Origin of the sequence: Methylocaldum marinum (assembly GCF_003584645.1) — a bacterium.
GTDB classification, from domain to species: Bacteria; Pseudomonadota; Gammaproteobacteria; order Methylococcales; family Methylococcaceae; genus Methylocaldum; species Methylocaldum marinum.
The window spans coordinates 6044706-6062591 of sequence record NZ_AP017928.1 but is presented as its reverse complement, the minus strand read 5'-3'; the positions used below and the strand labels follow the sequence as shown (position 1 = coordinate 6062591).

Here is a 17886-nt window from a genome sequence, read left to right as displayed (position 1 = left end):
GTATCGACAGCAGGTGTATATCCGATATTCCATCAGGTTTACGCCGTCTTCCATTGTGGTCTTGCTTTAGCTTGAAACACTCCTTTTTTCAAAGCATCAATCTGTCGGTCGCTCAATCTTCCGTAATAATACAGCGCGACGCCATTCCCCCGGGATATGGCCCGCGCTTTCGAGATAAGCTCGGATACTCTGGCTGGATTGCGTTCAGCTACCGCATGTCCTGGACCGAGGCGGTCGAAGTTACCTACCATCACGACCAGCGCTTCGGGGCGTTTCATCCTGGATTGGATCGATTTTATGATTCCAAAATCCGGATTGGCGTGATATTGCATGGAATAAACCACATCCACGATTCCTTCGTCCGCCCATTTCGGCGCATTTTGCCCAAAGGCCTTTATGTCGGGCTTCCATGGCGCGGCATCGACACTGATTACCAAGTTCGCCTTTAAACGTTTCCCCTCCTTGTTTATTCTCCGCATTACCTCGGATATCGCTCGCTCTGCTTCGTCAGCCCGCTTGCCCTGCGGTATCGAGAAGCGGACATAGTCGAGGTTCACGCCGTCGACAGCGTATTTCGAGACTACTTCCATTACGATTTGAGTAATTCGATCCCGAAACGCAGGCTTATACCAATCGAACGACTTCGTGCCTTTTACTGCCAGGTCCGGAAACAAGTCCTTTCTATTCCATAACCCCAGTGAAAACCAGGGATGCACTTCGAGCGCATGTTTCTTTGCGGTAGTCAGCAAAATTTGCAGTGGGTCGAATTTTGCGCCTTGTGCTTTGATATAGGATTGAAGCCGCTCATCCCGAGGCGCAAGACGGCTAGGCCATGTAGTGCCTCTTCCGTGCCAAATACACGGTACCAGCACATTAAAGCCGGCTTCTTTCACGCGGCGGCAAACCCTTTCCGCGTTCGAATGACCTAGCCAGTGCAGCCCTTCGTCGAGAATCGCCCGGCTCTCCTTCATCGCTTCAACCGATCTGCCGGAAACCGGATAAAGGCACAAGGAGGCGGTTGCCATCAAGAACTGCCGACGGTTAAAAGTCATCGCGTTTACCTTGCCTTTCGCAGAACGGAGAAGCGTTGCATACGCCCTTCTCTTTGCCCGAAATCAGGCCAACGGCATCGATAGGCGATGCCCACGATGCGTTTTCACCGCGGTACGGTCCGTGGTTCCCTCAGCCAATTCTTTTGCTTTTTCGGCCATTGCCACGAAAGCGAATACATAAAGCCCAAATTGTGTTACGTAATCAAACCCGTTATCGGTCGCAATAAAAATCATATAAGCCGTCAGACCACCGGTGCCGGCCAGCGCGTATTTTCTAATATCGGTGCGCTTCCGGGATCGTAGAATTCGGAATAGACGCCACAGATAGCCGAGGACGACGACGACAAATAATGTCAGACCCAGAATACCTATTTCGCTCAACATTCTCACATACTCCGAATGAATAACCCCCAAACCGCCAACCGATTGCTCGTAAAAGAAATCCTGGGTCGCTCCGATGCCTGACCCGAAAAAAGGGCTTGGCTCAAAAAATCGATGCAGTACCATTTCCCAGGCATCGAAGCGACCGGAGCCATGAATTTTTCCGATGGCGATCTCGGGATCATCCACCACCCTTTCGACACTCATTTCGTCGCCGCCGATGAACATCCTGTTCCGGAATTTCGGGCTCAGCAAAAATAGCGCCGGTAGACTTGCGGCACTTAACATGGGAAGAATAATCCTGCCTATACCGCGACCGCCCAAAAACAAAATCGCTGAGAATCCAATGAACATTGCGACGATCGTGATTCGGGTAAATGCCGCCAGAACGATAGTTGAAAATGCGACGATCATCATCCCTCTGAGCAGCTTTTTGTCCGTAACGGCAAACCCAGCCATGGCAAACATGCTGACAGCAACTATATGGGCAGAAAACGTGGCTGGACTGGTGTGGGGAATTGTAAATCTGGGATCTGAATTCAGGCCGATCCATCGGGTCACCAGGGCTAGCAACGCGGCGGCAATGCCACTCGCCAATACCATGCGTTCCATCATTTCGAGTTGGCGCATTGAAGATATCACTGTCATGATAAGGATCATGATCAGCAGCGGCGCACTCAATTTTGCGAGCATTCTAAGACTGTACGATAAGCTCGGGGCCCATAGCATGGATATCAGACAGAATCCGAGAAACAACAAATGTAGTTTGTAATGGAGTAAGCACTTGTTGACCTTTGAAAATCGCGCCGCCAAAACCAGGAACATGGCAAGCCATAGCCCGAATAATCTCATGGCCGAGATACTCATATGTCCGACCGGTGTCTGGATTAGCTCACTACTCCCCAGCGTCCAGGGGATGGGGCCGGTAAGTAAAGCATAATTCAGCAGTAATACCGGCGAACATAGAGCGAGTAAGCCATATAGACTTGCCGCGACGAGGAATAATATTAAAAACATGGATATTAATTCGGCATCTTATGGAATCCTTCCAATAAACCACTGCGCGACCATGCAATTCGGCTTCGGACCATGTGAGCCGCAGCCGAAACGTACTGCCGAAAAATGATGCCGGTCGGCCTCGAATCAACCCGAGTGGCAATCCGACCGGTTCGGGGCACCTGCCGACGCCTCAGACTGCATCTTGAGGCCGGAACCAGAACTTCTTTCACCGCCGCTTAGCGGTGAGGATTAAAAAAATCGTAGGTCGACAATCCCGCGCCGCCACGGAAGTTCGGCCAGACGCCTTGTCGGCCGGGGGTTGCCGAGCTACCGGATCACGGAGCCCTACGCCAAACCGGAAAATACTCTACAAAAAGCCGGCTCTTTCCTTCGCATGAGTTCCGCTTGCCCGGCTCGCGCTTCCCGCGACGAAATCAGTCGGCATACAGCGCATCCGAAAGAGTGGTCAGAATGCGGACCGACGCCTTGCCGTCCCATAATTCCGGCCTTTTGCCCGCTGCTCCCGAGCCGCTCAAGGCCTTCTTCGCCTCAGCCACAATGCGCTCCGGGTCGGAACCGACGATCACGTTGGTACCCTCTTCGACCGTAATCGGGCGTTCGGTGTTTTCACGCAAGGTGATACAAGGAATACCCAGCGCCGTGGTCTCTTCCTGTATGCCCCCGCTGTCCGTCAGCACCAGCCGGGCATCCTTGAACAGATTCAGGAACGCCATGTAGGACAGAGGCTTGGTGGTAACGATGCCATCTGGAATCGTCAGGCCGAACTTCCGGATGTTCGCCTGAGTACGGGGATGAATGGGAAAGATCAGCGGCAATGCGGTGCTCACCTCCGTCAGCGCCCGGATAATCCCGGCCAGGGTCTCCTGGTTGTCCACGTTGGAAGGCCGATGCAGGGTGACCACGCCGTAGGACGGATGGCGCTGCTTGAAGAAGGTCGTCTCGAATGACGTCTCCGGCCGACGATTGAGCTTTTCCACCTGATGGAACAGGTTGTCGATCATCACGTGGCCGACGAAGTGGATGCTGTCCTTGGGCTTGCCTTCGGCCAGCAGGTGATCTGCGCCGCTTTTTTCGGTCACGAAGAAATAGTCGGAGATCGAATCGGTCACGATGCGGTTGACCTCTTCCGGCATCCTGATGTCTCCGCTCCGAAGTCCCGCCTCGACGTGAGCCACCTTGATCCCGAGCTTCTTGGCCACGATCGAGCAGGCCAGCGTCGAATTCACGTCGCCCACCACCATGACCAAATCGGGCCGGTCCTTCATGCAGATCTCCTCGAAACGCACCATCACTTTCGCGGTCTGCTCGGCGTGTGAGCCGCTACCCACGTCCAGATGGTAATCCGGCGACGGTATCTCCAATTCTTCGAAGAACACGTCGCTCATTTCCTTGTCGTAGTGCTGCCCGGTATGGACCAGCTTGTATTCGAACGGATACGAGCCCTGCCGAAGCTCCCGGATGATCGGGGCGATCTTCATGAAATTGGGCCGTGCACCGGCAACGATAAAAATCTTCTTGGTCCGAGCGATTGTATTCAAAGCATCGTCTCTCTTCGGTTTCCCATGTTTGCACTGCTCCGCGCGCCCACTCACGTCAAACCGATTTCGCGCCGCCTGCTTCGAAAAACGAGCAATCGCCCGGCGATGTCACGAGTTTATGCGTGGACGTACTGAGAAGTTTATACGTAAGAGCGCTTAAGTCGCCCTCAAGCCTTGCGCCGGAAAAACTTCCGCTCAGCCGTCGGCAATCCCTTGCCGATACTTCCGCCGGCGCTTCTTTGAAACTTTAGAACAAACCCGTGATCCGGCCGTTGTCGTCCACGTCTATGGCCTCGGCCGCAGGCACCTTGGGTAGTCCCGGCATGGTCATCATGCTGCCGCAGACGGCCACCACGAACTCGGCGCCGTGGGACGGCCGCACTTCGCGGATGGAGAGCACGTGCCCGGACGGCGCCCCCTTGAGATTCGGATCGTTCGAAAACGAGTACTGCGTCTTGGCGATGCACACCGGGAAATGGCTGTATTCCTCGCTCAAGCGCTCGAGCTGCTGACGGGCCTTGATGTCCGCGGTTATATCCGCCGCCCCGTACAGCTGGGTGGCAATCGTTTTGATCTTGTCCCACAGCGGCGCGCGCTCTTCATAAAGGAAGCTGAAATCCGACTGGCCGGCATCGGCCATTCCGACGACTTCCCGCGCCAGATCTTCCGCGCCCTTTCCGCCTTCGGCCCAGTGCCGGCAAACGATGACCTTGGATCCTTTTTCCTCGACCTTGCGCTTGAGCAGCGCGATTTCTGCGTCCGTGTCCGAGGTGAAATGATTAATGGCGACGACGCAGGGCAGGCCGAACCGCTGCTGCACGTTGTCGAGATGCCGCGCCAGGTTGACGAAGCCGGCTTCGAGGGCTTGCAGGTTTTCCTGTTGCAGTTCCTTGACCGGCACACCGCCATGCGACTTGAGCGCCCGCACGGTGGCCACCAGCACCACGCCGTCGGGCCTGAGGCCAGCCTTGCGGCATTTGATGTCGATGAATTTCTCCGCACCCAGATCGGCGCCAAAGCCCGCTTCGGTCACCACGTAGTCGGCCAACTTCAAGGCCGCCTTGGTCGCCACCACCGAATTGCAGCCATGCGCGATATTGGCGAAGGGACCGCCGTGGACGAATACCGGATTGTTTTCCAGGGTCTGGACCAGATTCGGCCGCAGCGCGTCCTTCAGCAGCGCGGCCATGGCACCCTGCGCATTGAGATCGCGGGCGAAAACCGGCTTATTGTCGAAACGCGTGTAACCCACCAGGATATTTCCGAGCCGCTCTTTCAATTCTTTCAGCGAGCTCGACAGGCACAGGATGGCCATCACTTCGGAGGCGGCGATGATGTCGAAGCCGTCCTCGCGTGCAAAGCCATTGGCAGTCCCGCCCAGGCCGATGACGATATCGCGCAGCGCGCGGTCGTTCATGTCGATGACACGCTTCCAGGCGATCTGGCGCGGATCGAGATTCAGCCGGTTGCCGTGATGGATGTGATTGTCGATCATCGCCGACAACAGGTTGTGGGCGACGCCGATGGCATGGAAATCTCCCGTGAAATGAAGATTGATGTCCTCCATCGGCACGACCTGAGCGTAGCCGCCGCCAGCCGCTCCGCCCTTGACGCCGAAACACGGCCCCAGAGCGGGCTCCCTCAGGCAGATCATGGTTTTTTTGCCCAGCCGGTTCAGCGCATCGCCCAAACCCACGGTCGTGGTGGTCTTGCCCTCCCCCGCCGGCGTCGGACTGATGGCCGTGACCAGGATCAACTTGCCGTTGGGCCTGTCCTCGAGGCCGTCGATGTAGTCCAGGGAGAGCTTGGCCTTGTAGTGGCCGTGTGGGTCGAGATGTTCGGGCGCGATGCCCAGCCTGTGTTTGGCCAGATCGATGATCGGCAGCATCTTGGCTTTTTGAGCGATTTCGATGTCGGACATGAATGCACCTTTTTTCTATCTCGGTGGTGGATACGGAAAGGGGGATCAAAAGGGCATCGAGCACAAACCTTCAAACGGCGTAACCGAACCCTCGAAGTCGGCAGATATTAGCAAGTTGCCAAAGGCAACGCAGCAGGACGGCCGAATTCTTGGCTACACTATCGTTGTGGGCTTTACCCCGGGGCGGCGGAACATCCTCATTTCACTGCGGTTTAGCGGTGAGCATTGGAAATACGTAGGCCGGCAATCCTTTGCCGACACACGCCGTCGGCGAGGGGCTTTGTTGGAAGGGTCATTCGGGCGCTCCAATCGCAAACGGGTTGGCCGGGAGCGCCGGCCAACCCCTTCCCCGGATGACCGTTTGCGATTGGAAGGGTGGCTTCGGCGCTCCCGAAGACGCCGTTTGCGATTGGAAGGGTGGCTTCGGCGCTCCCGAAGACGCCGTTTGCGATTGGAAGGGTGGCTTCGGCGCTCCCGAAGACGCCGTTTGCGATTGGAAGGGTCGCGACTAAAGCGACCGTTTGCGATTGGGAAAGGCTTGCCGACCCACTTCGAACGCTGGCCAGGCTCGCGCATTGCTTCAAAGCCCGAGCGCATAACAACTAACTTGATCAACAAGAGGCATTCATGGCGGCGACGAAAACGTCACCCGTATTCGATCGGTTCAACCCTTTCGTTTTTCTCGGCGGAACTCTGTTGGCGCTTAGCCTGAGCTTTCCCCAGGACGCATACAGCGATCCGCCCGACTGGGCACCTGCCCACGGCTACCGGAACAAACACAGGGACAAACATCGCGATGACTACGACGACCGTTACGAACGCCGCGAAATCCATCACGACTACGGCCAGGACCACGACTACGGCGTGCGGTCGGGACGCTGCGACCGCACCATGGTCGGCAAGGTGCTGGGCGGCATTGCGGGCGGTGCGCTCGGCGGGGTCATCGGTTCGCGGGTCGGCGAGGGCGACACCGGTGCGACGATCATAGGCGCCGTCGCCGGCACCGTGATCGGCGCCATCATCGGCGACCACATCGCTCGCCGAATGGACGAAAGCGACATGTTCTGCACCGGTCGGGCGCTCGATTTCGCCCCCGACCGCCGCAGCGTTCACTGGATGAACCCGGACAACCAGGTGGACTACCTGGTCACGCCCCTGCGGACCTTCAACGACAACGGGATACGCTGCCGCGAATTCTCCACCCGCATGACCTACGGCAAGCAGCGCGACTCGGTCAATAACATTGCCTGCCGCCAGCCTGACGGGAGCTGGGTGATTCGGAATTGATCAGGGACAAGATCCGCAATGCCCGTACGGAATCGATCGGGAGGCATCCAGGCCTTTGCGGGTTACGCTTCGCTAACCCGCCCTACCACCTCTCCGCACAATTTCAGGACGGATTTCTCGTCTTTCAGCGGATCTTGATTTCTTCCGTTGCGAACGACTCGATAAATAACCGTACTGCCGGGTCAAGGAAACTCTGTGTACGAAGTATGTAGATGTTATTACCATCCAACTGCGCCGCGTACCTTGTAAGAACCTTTCCATCCGCCACGGTTCCGATTTTTCCATCCCGGATGCGGTTAAGAGCACGCATCGCTGCCTCGTTAGAGGCGAATTGTATTCTGTATAGGGAAAAATCGACTCCGGTGGGTTCAGTTTGTCTCTGTACCACAGAATAGCGCGCCATAATGGCATCATCTGACGCCGGCAATTCACTCGCCGGAATTAGTTTGCTGACGTATGAAGGCTTGTTAGACGGATCGTAACTACTCAGCCCCTGCAAAAGCAGTTCTGAGGGTGGAAAAGGGATTGATGCCTTGTCGTCGATGAGTTTCCCAGAGGGAGCGGATGATGCAGAAGGCTTCGGCACCACCGAGGGCGCGGAACCCACCGGCCATTTTCAGCTTGACCTTGACCGGGCGCACCAGCCGTTCGGCCAGGTTGTTGTCGAAGGGCACCCGGAAATCGTGGAGAAAATGCCACACCTCGATCCTGAAATCACGCCGTCGTCGCAGCAGATTCGTGGCGGGTTCCTGTTTCGGCCGGCCTTTCTGCCCCGGCTCCTTCGGTCGCTCGGGGAACACCCACAAGCCGAGGTTGATCCACCGATCATAGTCGGCCAATAGGCTTCCGATCGTGGCGGCGTCCACCTTGCTCAAGCCTTCGGCTTGGGCGGCTTCCACCGCCTTCTTGCCTTCCACCAGGATTTCCCGAAGTCGGATCGGCCAACGATGCCCGTCCGTGGCCTCCTCGAAATAGCGCAGTTCCCGCAGCAGGTGGGCGTTGCACAGGCTGTGGGTCGTCGCTTCGAAGCCGTAATAGGGGCCCAGTGGTCATGGACGGCGTGGCCCTCGAACGACGGCAGGATACCCGCCGCCGTCATGGCTTCGCCGCCCCGCTTGGGATGAATCACGTACACGGCCAAGTCAGCCGTGCCGGCCACATGCAGCCAGTGGGTGTGGCCGTTGACGCGCACGCCGCTTTCGTCGAAGTGCACCACCTCCGCGGCGATCAAGGCTTGCCGGGTGGCTTCATAGGCCGGCCGCAACGACTCCGCGGCTTGCCCGATCCACTTCTGGATCGTGCCGTCCGAAGGCCGAACTCCGTACGGGTCGGCAAGGATCTCCGCCGTCCGGGCCAAGGCCACGAAATGCCCCTCGACCCACCCCACCGCATAGGCTTTCAGGCGCGGGCCGTAGCTCACATGTGGCGTCACGCCGAACGGAAACTCACCTCGATGCTCACATCCGCACGCGCAGCTCACGATCACCTGCCGATACTCGATCACCTTCGCTTTCGGTTCGGGAACCTCGATCTGCTGGCGTCGCTCGCCGATCATTTCCGCCTGATCCGCCAACGCCAAACCACATCCACAGGTGCCCAAAGGCCGTAACTCCTTCACCTCATCCGGAGTCTCCGTCCAGGCTCGCGTCACTCCAACATGCCCCGGTTGCCCTCCGTTCGACTTGCTTCCCGTCTGGCGAAGCTCCGCCGGTTGCCGCTTCAACCCATCCGACGACGGCGGTTTACTCGAATTCCGGCGGGTCTTTTCAACTTTTCGCTCAACTTCGCCCAAACGTCGTTCTAAACCTTCCAACAGATCGAACAGCTTCAGAATGAGCGCATCCTTCTCGGCTGGGCTCATCTGACTCAGTTCGGCTGGGCTCGGGCGGCGTAGCTTGCTCATCTGTCGAGAATATCAGAGGAAACTGGGGGCTGAGTAGTTACGACGGATCTACGTGCTCGCAAATGCTATATGAATCCCACCCGGCAACTATTACCGATATTACCTTTTCTTTGACGGCGTCGAACGTATCGATATCGCCTGTGGATTGTTGCGCGACCGTTACTGAAGCGAAAACGAACTGCAAGAGCATGACGGCAAGACTCATGAATCTCATGGGTATCTCCTCAAAGCTGGCCGGATTGCCTCTTCGTATTCAATGGAGATATTGCGTCCTCCGCCAATCTCTTTTAGCTGTTCTGCTAGACTTTTTAGCTCACGCACAAGAATAGGGTGCGACACATTAAGGAAGCTCTGAATAAGCCCTCTCCCGCAGGGAGAGGATTGGGTAAGGGCCTGTTAGATCAACCCGTTGCACAGGTCGCTTCTCCGAATTGGAGACTTAATCAGAGCTTCCGTAAGACGATAAAAATGCCCACAAACCAGAAAGCGAATACTGAAGACTGCACCGAACGCCGACGCAGAACTGGAGAATAACGATATATATGCCGCGACTGATGACGCTTGCACGTTTTTTGCCATGGCATCAGCGGTTTCCGTCTTCGGCTTTGGCGTAGGTGTTATTTTTGCTGCTTCGGATAGTCCCCAAGAAATCCTACGCATTAGCGCATCCAGCCAGATCCGTCTTAATCCGGGTGCTCCAGATTCCGCCTCAGAACTGGATCGCGACTGGGGACAGTTCGAACTGCAATTGCCTAAGGAACATTTCCCGTTACGGGCTCCCAACTGCCGCGGCAAGATACGACTGCGCTTCATCGCCATCACTCCGGGCGATCCTAACCGCGAGATTCGCTTGGACGAGCGGTGGGCCTTACTCCAGAAACTCCAACGTATCGAGCAAGGTGAACCGGATGAGGCGGTGATTCAATTGAATCTGAAGCACTACATAACCCGCAAGACGTCCGGAGAGGTCGTACTAAATTATTGCAATGCTTTTGCGGACGGGGGTCAATAGCATGTCCATCATCTGTGATATTTCCCTGTGAAGCGCCCTTCGACCAGGCTCAGGACAGGCATCGTTCGCGCCTGATACGGGTCATGCCGGACAATCCCAGTCCGGCAATCCGTGGACGGCTTCGCCGTGAAAGTCGGCGATTCTACCGATTGCCGTAGCTCAGCGCTTCTTACGTCATAACTTCGCAAGCGAGAATCGAGCCGTCGAGTAAATTTCCTCACAGCGGTCAGGTTCGCAGGGCGAAACAGCGCGATCCATTCCAACTTGCAGGTTACACCGGTACTCGACAGCACCCCACACCCTCACGCCGCATCAAACTCAGCCGGATGCGCGGCCAGCAAATGCTCCACGGCCGCCAACTGCTCCGGGTTTCCGAGCAGGCCGATGCGGTCTCCCGGAAGAAATACGGTCTGGGTAGACGGGTTGACCATTAGTTCGTTCTTACGCTTGATCGCCACCAGGGTGGCGCCGGTCCGGGTACGGAGGGCGGCCTCGCCCAGCATCTTCCCGGCCAGCGGACTTTCCTCGGGTACTTTTCGCCAGGCGATGTCGATCAGTTCGGAAGCATCGAGCAAATCCCTGAGCAATTCGTGCTCGCCCTGCGCCTTGACCAGGGCCTCGTAGTTTTCGCGGCGCACCGTATCGGCGTAGCGCCGGACTTCATGTAGAGGGAAGCCCAGTTGCAGCAGCGTGTGCCGCAGCACCTGCAGGCCACCTTCCAATTCCGGATGGATTACCAGTTGCGCGCCCAATTCCGAGAGGCGCTTGACCCCGGCCCGGGTGGCTGCACGAGCGATGATCGGGAGATTCGGGGCAATGTCCCGGGCTGCCGCGACGGTCAGTTCGGTGGCGGCCTCCTCAGGCAAAGTCACCACCAGCAGACGAGCCCGGTGCAGCGCCGCATGGCTCAGAACGTCGGAGTTGGCCGTATCGCCCAGCAGCGTGGGGACACTTCTTTTGGCCAATTTTTCGATCCGGCTGATACGGAAATCGATGACCAGATACGGAATCCCCAGCTCCCCCATCACGTCCACGATATGCGAACCCACCCGTCCGTAGCCGACCACCACCACATGATCGGCGACCGAATCCTCCACCGGCGTCTGCGTAGAGCCGTGACGGTCCAGCCATCGCCACAACGGCTGGACGCCTCTCAGGCTCCGTTGCAGCGGATGAACGCTGTGCAGCATGAACGGATTCACGACGATGGACAGAAGAGCGGCCGCGAGAATCAGCGCGTGTTGAGTCTTATCCAGTATGCCGAGACTCAAGCCGGTCTGATCCAGGATGAAGGAAAATTCGCCGATCTGGCAGGAGCCGGCCGCAACCACCAGCGCGGTACTGGCCGGGCGCGGGAACGGCAACACCCAGAGCCCCGAGACGAGGAACTTTCCGATGACCACCAGAGCGGTGAGAATCAGCACCGGTTCGAGATGATCCACCAGAAAGCTCGGATCGAGCATCATGCCGACGGACACGAAAAACAAGACGGAAAAGGCTTCGCGGAACGGCAGCAGATCGGATGCGATGCGGTGGCTGAGCGGCGACTCGCTCACTACCGCTCCTGCGACAAAAGCTCCCAGCGCCAGTGAAACCCCGAACAATTGCGAAGCGCCCAAGGCAATTCCCAAGGAGGCGGCCAAGACCGCAAGGATGAACAGCTCGCGCGAGCGGGTATGGGCCACCCGCAGCAGCAGCCAGGGAATGAAGCGTTTTCCCACGAACAGCATGACTACGAGAAAGCCCAGGGCCGAGAGCAGAGCGAGACCGAGCGTGTGCCATTCCATGGGCTTTCCGGTGTCCGCCAGGTTGGGCAGGATCATGATCATCAGGACGGTGGCGATGTCTTCCATGACCCGCCAGCCGACCGCGACCTGCCCGTCCGGGGTATTCAGCCAGCCCTTGTCCATGAAGCCCCGGAGCATGACGATGGTGCTGGCGATGGACAGCACCAGTCCGAGCACCAGACCGGATTTCGGCGTCCAGCCCCAGTACTGGCTCAGGCCATAGCCCAAAGCCAGCATGGTCAGCATTTGTCCCAGCGTACCCACGATGGCGATATCGCGCACTTTCCACAGATCGGCAAAGGAAAAATGCAGTCCGACGCCGAACATCAGAAAGACGATGCCCAGTTCGGCCAACTGATTGATGGTTTCGGAATCGGCCAAATACCCCGGCGTAAACGGGCCGATGGCGACGCCCGCCAGCAGATAACCCACGATAGACGGCAAACCGATGCGTTGTACGATCAGTCCCCCTATAAAAGCCACGCTGAGCGTAACAGCGATATTTTCAAGTAAACCCAGATTATGCATAAGGAATGTGGAGTGTGTGGAATCGTGCGCAGGTAATCACTAAGAGAGCTCCGTACTAGCTCGTCCAGAGCGTGTCAGATGCCGCACCGAAAAAACGCCGTTTTTCGGTGGTTCACAAACTCTATGGTTTGCAGCCGTCGACTTTGGCGGCTCATCCTTGCCTCGCAGGCTCTCAATCGAATCAGAGCTTTCCTAAGTTTATCAGGGCTGGAATCAAGCGCCAGCCGTGGAATCTCCGTGCACGATCAGCACGTCGCATTTCGAATCGGACAGAATGCGGCGCGTCACGCTGCCCAGAAGCATTTCCTCGACGATCGTTTTTCCATGTTTGCCGATGACGATCAGGTCCGCGTTGAACGATTCTTCCTTGGCAAGGATCAGGCGAGCGGCATCCTCATGCTCCACGGTTCGGAAAATCCGATGGGAGCCGTCGGACACTTCGTCAATCAGGGCGCTGAGACTGCTCAGCGCTTGGTGTTGAGCCTGAGCGCGATATCTGTCGATCTCGTCCTCGATGATACCGGCCTGTCGGAGAGCCCCTTCAAAGGCCACGGCGGAACCATGGACAACCATGATGTCGGCGTGCGGAGCGATTACCATCGCCATCTTCAGCGCTGCGATGGAATGAGGGGAAAAATCGATTGGAACGAGAACACGCCGATAGCTTGCCGCCAGCGGGCGCTTCACGACGAGAACCGGCCGCTTGCATTGTCTGAGCAAGCGGTCAGCGGTCGTACCCAGCAAAAACTCGCGCCAGGGACTTAGGCCGCGTGCGCCCAAAACCAGGAGATCCGCCTGCTCGGAGGCCGAAAGAATCTCTTCCGGCACCGATCCGATCGCGACTCTCGAGAACGCAGCCACCTGGGTCTCCCCGACAACTTGCGACCTCGATGCGTCCAACCGCCGTTGCGCATCATCGACCAGCTTTTCCTCGGCGTCGTCGTGCGATCGGAGCATTTCGCGCACAACCCTCAGCGATGTTGCGCTCACGACATGCAGCAATTCCAGTCGCCCCTGCTGTTCCGCGGCCAGCATGGCCGCCCGGCAGGCGGCATTCGTGGCATCATCCGAGAAGTCGGTTGCTGCCAAAACAGTTGTAGGTGTTCGCAATTGGCTCTCCTCTTTGTGTAAGTGTCGGTATTCTGTTTTCGTTCCGGCGCGAAGCTTTCGACGTATCCGTCTAGAGATACGGATCACCGCTTTCTCGATCTCGGCGACGCCGAACACGAACACCCCGGCCAGCGTCACCTTCAGCCATTCTTCCGGCGACAGATCGGTCGAACCGAACAGCACCTGCAGCGGCCGGGTATGCGAATAGGCGAACTGCAACCCCGCACAGGCCATGATCGCGATCAGCACGTAACGATTGCCGAACAGCCCTTCGAGCGAGAAGGCGGATTTAAAAAAATAGCGGCTGTTGATCAGGTAGAACATCTCCGCCCCCACGACCGCGCTGACCGCCATGGTGCGCGCGGTTTCCAGGCTGGAGCCCTGATCCAGCTCCCAGAGGAATAGGCCCAGCGCTCCCGCCATCATGAGTACGGAGACCATCAGAATCCGCCAGGCGAAGAACCACGAGAGCAGCGATTCCTTGGGGTCGCGCGGCGGGCGGCGCATGATGTCTCGCTCGGGACGCTCGAAGGCGAGGGCTAATCCTAAGGTGCTGGAGGTGACCATGTTGATCCAAAGCACCTGGGCCGGCGTCAGCGGGAGCGCGAGCTCGAATAATATGGCGGCGACCACCACCAGCGCCTCGCCGCCGTTGGTCGGCAGCATGAACAGGACGAATTTCCGGATGTTATCGTAGATGCCCCGTCCTTCGCGTACGGCATTGCCGATCGTCGCGAAATTGTCGTCGGCCAGCACCATGTCCGCCGCTTCCTTGGCCGCCTCGGTGCCCTTCAGCCCCATGGCCACGCCGACGTCCGCCCGTTTCAGCGCCGGCGCGTCGTTTACCCCGTCCCCGGTCATGGCGGCCACCTGTCCCGCCGCCTGCAGTGCCTGCACCAGGCGCAGCTTGTGCTCGGGGCTGGCCCGCGCGAACACGTCGACATCCAGCACTGCCTTGCGCAGTTGCGCGTCGTCCATGTCCTCGATCTCGGCTCCGGTCAAGGCCGGCCGATTGCGGCCGATCCCGAGTTGCGCGCCGATGGCGCGCGCCGTATCGACATGGTCGCCGGTAATCATCTTCACCCGGATGCCCGCGGTTCTGCACGCCGCCACGGCCGCCACCGCTTCTTCCCGCGGCGGGTCAATGATGCCGACCAGAGCAAGCAAGCGGAAACCGTTTTTCAAATCCGAGAATTGCACCTCGCGCTGCGCTTCCTCGGCGGGCTTTGCGGCGATCGCCAGGAGCCGCAGCCCATCGGCCGCCGCATCGGAGGCGGAGCGGCGCCAATAGTCCAGATCCAGCAGAGCCTCCTGTACGCCGCCCTGGCGATCGCACATTTCAAAGATCCGTTCCGGTGCGCCCTTGACGTAAATGGTTCCCCGCCCTTCGTGATCGTGGTTGAGCGTGGCCATGAGCCGATGCTCGGATTCGAAGGGAATGGCATCGGTACGCGGCAAAGATTCCCGCTCCCACGCAGGGTCGACACCTGCCTTGATGGCGAATGCCAGCAGCGCGCCTTCGGTCGGATCGCCCGCCACCTGCCAGGTTTCGTCGGCCGATTTACGCAGCTGTGCGTCATTGCAGAGCACGGCGGCACGGGCAATTTCGGCCAGCTCGGGATATTGGTCGGGCGGCACCGCCTCTCCGCCCAGATGAATGCCGCCGTCGGGCGCATAGCCCACGCCGGTTACCTCGAATACGTGATCGCCGGTAATCACCCGCTGTACGGTCATCTCGTTCCGGGTCAGGGTACCGGTCTTGTCGGAACAGATGACGGTCACCGAACCCAGCGTTTCCACCGCCGGCAAATGCCGGATGATGGCGTTGCGGTGAGCCATGCGCCGCACACCGAGCGCGAGCGTGATGGTCATGATGGCCGGCAGCCCTTCCGGTATGGCCGAGGCCGCCAGCGCCACGGCCATCATGAACATCTCGGCGGGCGGATGCCCGCGCCACAGCACGCCGATGGCATAAGTGGCCGCGGACATCAGCACGATCGCCAGCGCGAGCCAATGGCCGAATCCGGCGATCTGGCGCAGCAAGGGTGTCGTCACCGCCTGCACCCGCTCCAGCATTGCGCTGATCCGGCCCAATTCGGTGTGGACGCCGGTCGCGACCGCCACCGCCGTCGCCTGCCCGGAAACCACCAGCGTGCCCGAATAGAGCATGCATTTGCGATCGCCCAGAAGCGCGTCGACCGGCACGGGTGCAACCGTCTTTTCCACCGCCTCTGATTCGCCGGTCAGGATGGCCTCGTTCACGCGCAGCCCTTTGGCCGCGACCACCCGCAGATCGGCGGGAACCTTGTCACCGGAGGCGAGCACCACGATATCGCCGGGCACCAGGTCCTCGGCCCTGATTTCAATGCGCTCGGCGTCGCGGACAACGATCGTGCGCAGCGACAGCATGCCGCGGATCGCATCCAGGGCTTTTTCCGCCTTGCCTTCCTGGATAAACCCGATGATGGCGTTGACGAAAACGGCACCCAAAAGCACGCCCGTGTCGATCCAATCGCCCAACATCGCCGTGGTTCCGGCAGCGACAAGCATCACGTATATCAGGACGTTATGGAACTGGAGAAGGAAGCGCAGCCAGCCCGGACGCCGGCGCGGCGGCGGGAGCCGGTTGCGGCCGAAACGTTTCAGCCGCTGCTGAACCTCTTGAGAGGACAGCCCGCGATGGCGATCCGAATGGAGCCGTTTGATGGCGTCGTCAGCTTCGTGGCCGTGCCAATCGATCGATCGCTTGTTGTCGTTTGTATCTTCAAACATCGCTTCCCCAAAAACTGAGCGATCATTCGCGTCCGACTGAAGACTCACCTCAATTGGACCGGAGATCGAGCCGGCGACTCGCTATGATCAGCCGCCGAAAAATTGGCCATAACAACACGCCGAGCTTACAGAAACCTTACGGATCCCGCATCGGCGAACGCAAGTGCTTAAGCCGCCTCGCGCCGAAGCGGCTCGAGAAACGCGGCCTAGATACACCCGGGAGGCTTGGGCAATCCCGCGATCAAACAGGCGTATTTCAACGGGCTTTCCGGAAACAGCCGATGCAGGTAGCGGGAAGTGCCTTTCTCCTCCCCGAATTCCTTCTGCACCGCCTTGACGAACATGCGGGTGTTGGGAAGATGGTGAAATCGGAGATAGTAATTCCGGATGAAGCGCACGATCTCCCAATGCGCTTCGGTCAATGCTATGGGTATGCTCGCCGCCAGAACGGCGGCGACATGCTCGTCCCAGTCGTTCGCATCGGTCAGAAACCCGCCTTCGGTCGTTTCCAGGATTTTGCCGTCGACTTCGATCATCGCTCAAGACCACGATTGGATAGGCCGGTAATCGGCTGTCAAATCGACGAACCCGCCGTAGTCGACGATTCGAATCGTCTCGCCGACCTCGGAAGCTTCCACGCCGCGCGCGTCGAGATCCGGGCCCAAGGCATAAAACCTCACGCGCCCTACAACCGACTTCAGGACGGCTTCGGAATCCGCACCTTTCACCGCGGCGTAAACCCCGTTTTCGATCAGCAGAACCGCATCGCCCTCGCCCGCCCGAGCGAGGCATTGTTCCAGGGCGCGACTTTCCAGAGGCGAGCGGTTGACTAGATGCAGGGTTGCCATCAGCACGAGATCACGATGTCATGTTCCGCCGTCAATCCGGCGATTTCCGTCCTGTCCACGACGCGCACGGGGATGACGAGATCGTCGGTCGTCAAATGCCTGCCCCGCAAAGACTCTCGTTCGACCCAAACATCCTCCACATCATACAAAGCCAAAGCTTCGAACAAGGGAGCGACCGGTTTCGGCCCGCTCGGCTCGGCCCTCTGACCCCGTTTGAGGAGGAATACGCCATCGTCCAGCATCAGGAGCCGTACGGTCTGATCGAAGGCGGCGGCGGTCATGGCCATGTCCAGCGATTCCCGGACTCTAGCGCCGTCCCGAGGGGCACTGCGCATCACAAACAAGAATTTTTTCTGCACCGATTCAACCACCAAAAACCACTACCCGGTCAGCCTTCAGACAGGCGTCCATCCATTGTCCCAAGCCACCGATCCGAAAGCCGTCCGCCACGGTTGCCGGCATGCCGCGCCGCTCTGCCGCCGAAACGCACAGCACCAGATCGATCCCGTGCTTATCCGCGAGATCGGGCCAGGGTGGAACCGAATCCTTGTTTTCCGCCGATAAACCGGATCGCAGCGCGTTATAAACTCCGTCATGGTAAAAGAACACGCAGACGATTTCGTGGTCTTTATCCAATGCGGCTTTGATAAACTGATAGGCAGTGCGCGCAGCTTGAGCGGAACAAGGCCCTGCATTGACCTGAATGGCGTATTTCATCGCGGCGACA

Annotated in this window: 13 protein-coding genes and 1 pseudogene; 2 read left to right on the top strand and 12 right to left on the bottom strand. The window is 58.6% G+C overall.

All coding sequences use genetic code 11. The features are described from left to right. Positions 1-38 precede the first annotated feature (38 nt). The 4 genes from sS8_RS27325 to sS8_RS27310 form a co-directional block, all read right to left on the bottom strand. A complete protein-coding gene (locus tag sS8_RS27325) occupies positions 39-1052 on the bottom strand; it encodes a glycoside hydrolase family 10 protein (protein ID WP_119632522.1) in 1014 nt (337 codons plus the stop codon). A gap of 63 nt (positions 1053-1115) precedes the next feature. Then, positions 1116-2450, bottom strand: coding sequence for an O-antigen ligase family protein (locus sS8_RS27320; RefSeq protein ID WP_119632521.1), 1335 nt, complete (start codon positions 2448-2450; stop codon positions 1116-1118). A 416-nt stretch (positions 2451-2866) separates the two neighbouring features. Beyond that, entirely contained in the window at positions 2867-3991 is a 1125-nt protein-coding gene (gene wecB, locus sS8_RS27315) for a non-hydrolyzing UDP-N-acetylglucosamine 2-epimerase (RefSeq protein ID WP_232020463.1), read from the bottom strand. A gap of 247 nt (positions 3992-4238) precedes the next feature. Further along, positions 4239-5912, bottom strand: coding sequence for a formate--tetrahydrofolate ligase (locus sS8_RS27310; protein ID WP_119632520.1), 1674 nt, complete (start codon positions 5910-5912; stop codon positions 4239-4241). 627 nt (positions 5913-6539) lie between these two features. On the opposite strand from sS8_RS27310, the gene sS8_RS27305 reads away from it, so the two are divergent. Next, the gene (locus sS8_RS27305; protein WP_119632519.1) at positions 6540-7199 is read left to right on the top strand and encodes an RT0821/Lpp0805 family surface protein; all 660 of its coding nucleotides are present in this window, start codon (positions 6540-6542) and stop codon (positions 7197-7199) included. A 482-nt stretch (positions 7200-7681) separates the two neighbouring features. On the opposite strand, the pseudogene tnpC reads toward sS8_RS27305, so the two are convergent. Both tnpC and sS8_RS28435 read right to left on the bottom strand, forming a co-directional pair. Beyond that, a pseudogene (gene tnpC / locus sS8_RS27295) lies at positions 7682-9060 on the bottom strand (IS66 family transposase). A gap of 79 nt (positions 9061-9139) precedes the next feature. After that, a complete protein-coding gene (locus tag sS8_RS28435) occupies positions 9140-9316 on the bottom strand; it encodes a hypothetical protein (RefSeq protein WP_170161290.1) in 177 nt (58 codons plus the stop codon). A 363-nt stretch (positions 9317-9679) separates the two neighbouring features. On the opposite strand from sS8_RS28435, the gene sS8_RS27290 reads away from it, so the two are divergent. Further along, the gene (locus sS8_RS27290) at positions 9680-10114 is read left to right on the top strand and encodes a hypothetical protein (protein ID WP_119632517.1); all 435 of its coding nucleotides are present in this window, start codon (positions 9680-9682) and stop codon (positions 10112-10114) included. A gap of 302 nt (positions 10115-10416) precedes the next feature. Here sS8_RS27290 and sS8_RS27285 read toward each other — a convergent pair whose 3' ends face one another. The 6 genes from sS8_RS27285 to tusD form a co-directional block, all read right to left on the bottom strand. Further along, a complete protein-coding gene (locus tag sS8_RS27285; RefSeq protein WP_119632516.1) occupies positions 10417-12429 on the bottom strand; it encodes a cation:proton antiporter domain-containing protein in 2013 nt (670 codons plus the stop codon). A 213-nt stretch (positions 12430-12642) separates the two neighbouring features. After that, positions 12643-16311 (bottom strand): HAD-IC family P-type ATPase, encoded by a 3669-nt coding sequence (locus sS8_RS27280; RefSeq protein ID WP_119632515.1) that lies wholly within the window; start codon positions 16309-16311, stop codon positions 12643-12645. Between the two features lie 206 nt (positions 16312-16517). Continuing rightward, positions 16518-16847 carry a TusE/DsrC/DsvC family sulfur relay protein gene (locus tag sS8_RS27275; protein WP_119632514.1) on the bottom strand — a complete coding sequence of 110 codons (330 nt, stop codon included), beginning with the start codon at positions 16845-16847 and terminating at the stop codon, positions 16518-16520. 3 nt (positions 16848-16850) lie between these two features. Next, the gene (tusB, locus tag sS8_RS27270; RefSeq protein ID WP_119632513.1) at positions 16851-17159 is read right to left on the bottom strand and encodes a sulfurtransferase complex subunit TusB; all 309 of its coding nucleotides are present in this window, start codon (positions 17157-17159) and stop codon (positions 16851-16853) included. After that, complete coding sequence (locus sS8_RS27265; protein WP_232020462.1) at positions 17159-17494, bottom strand: DsrE family protein; 336 nt, start codon at positions 17492-17494, stop codon at positions 17159-17161. The genes tusB and sS8_RS27265 overlap by 1 nt, the downstream gene beginning before the upstream one ends. A gap of 28 nt (positions 17495-17522) precedes the next feature. Beyond that, positions 17523-17876: a sulfurtransferase complex subunit TusD gene (gene tusD / locus sS8_RS27260; RefSeq protein ID WP_119632512.1), complete on the bottom strand. Its 354-nt coding sequence runs from the start codon at positions 17874-17876 to the stop codon at positions 17523-17525. Positions 17877-17886 lie beyond the last annotated feature (10 nt).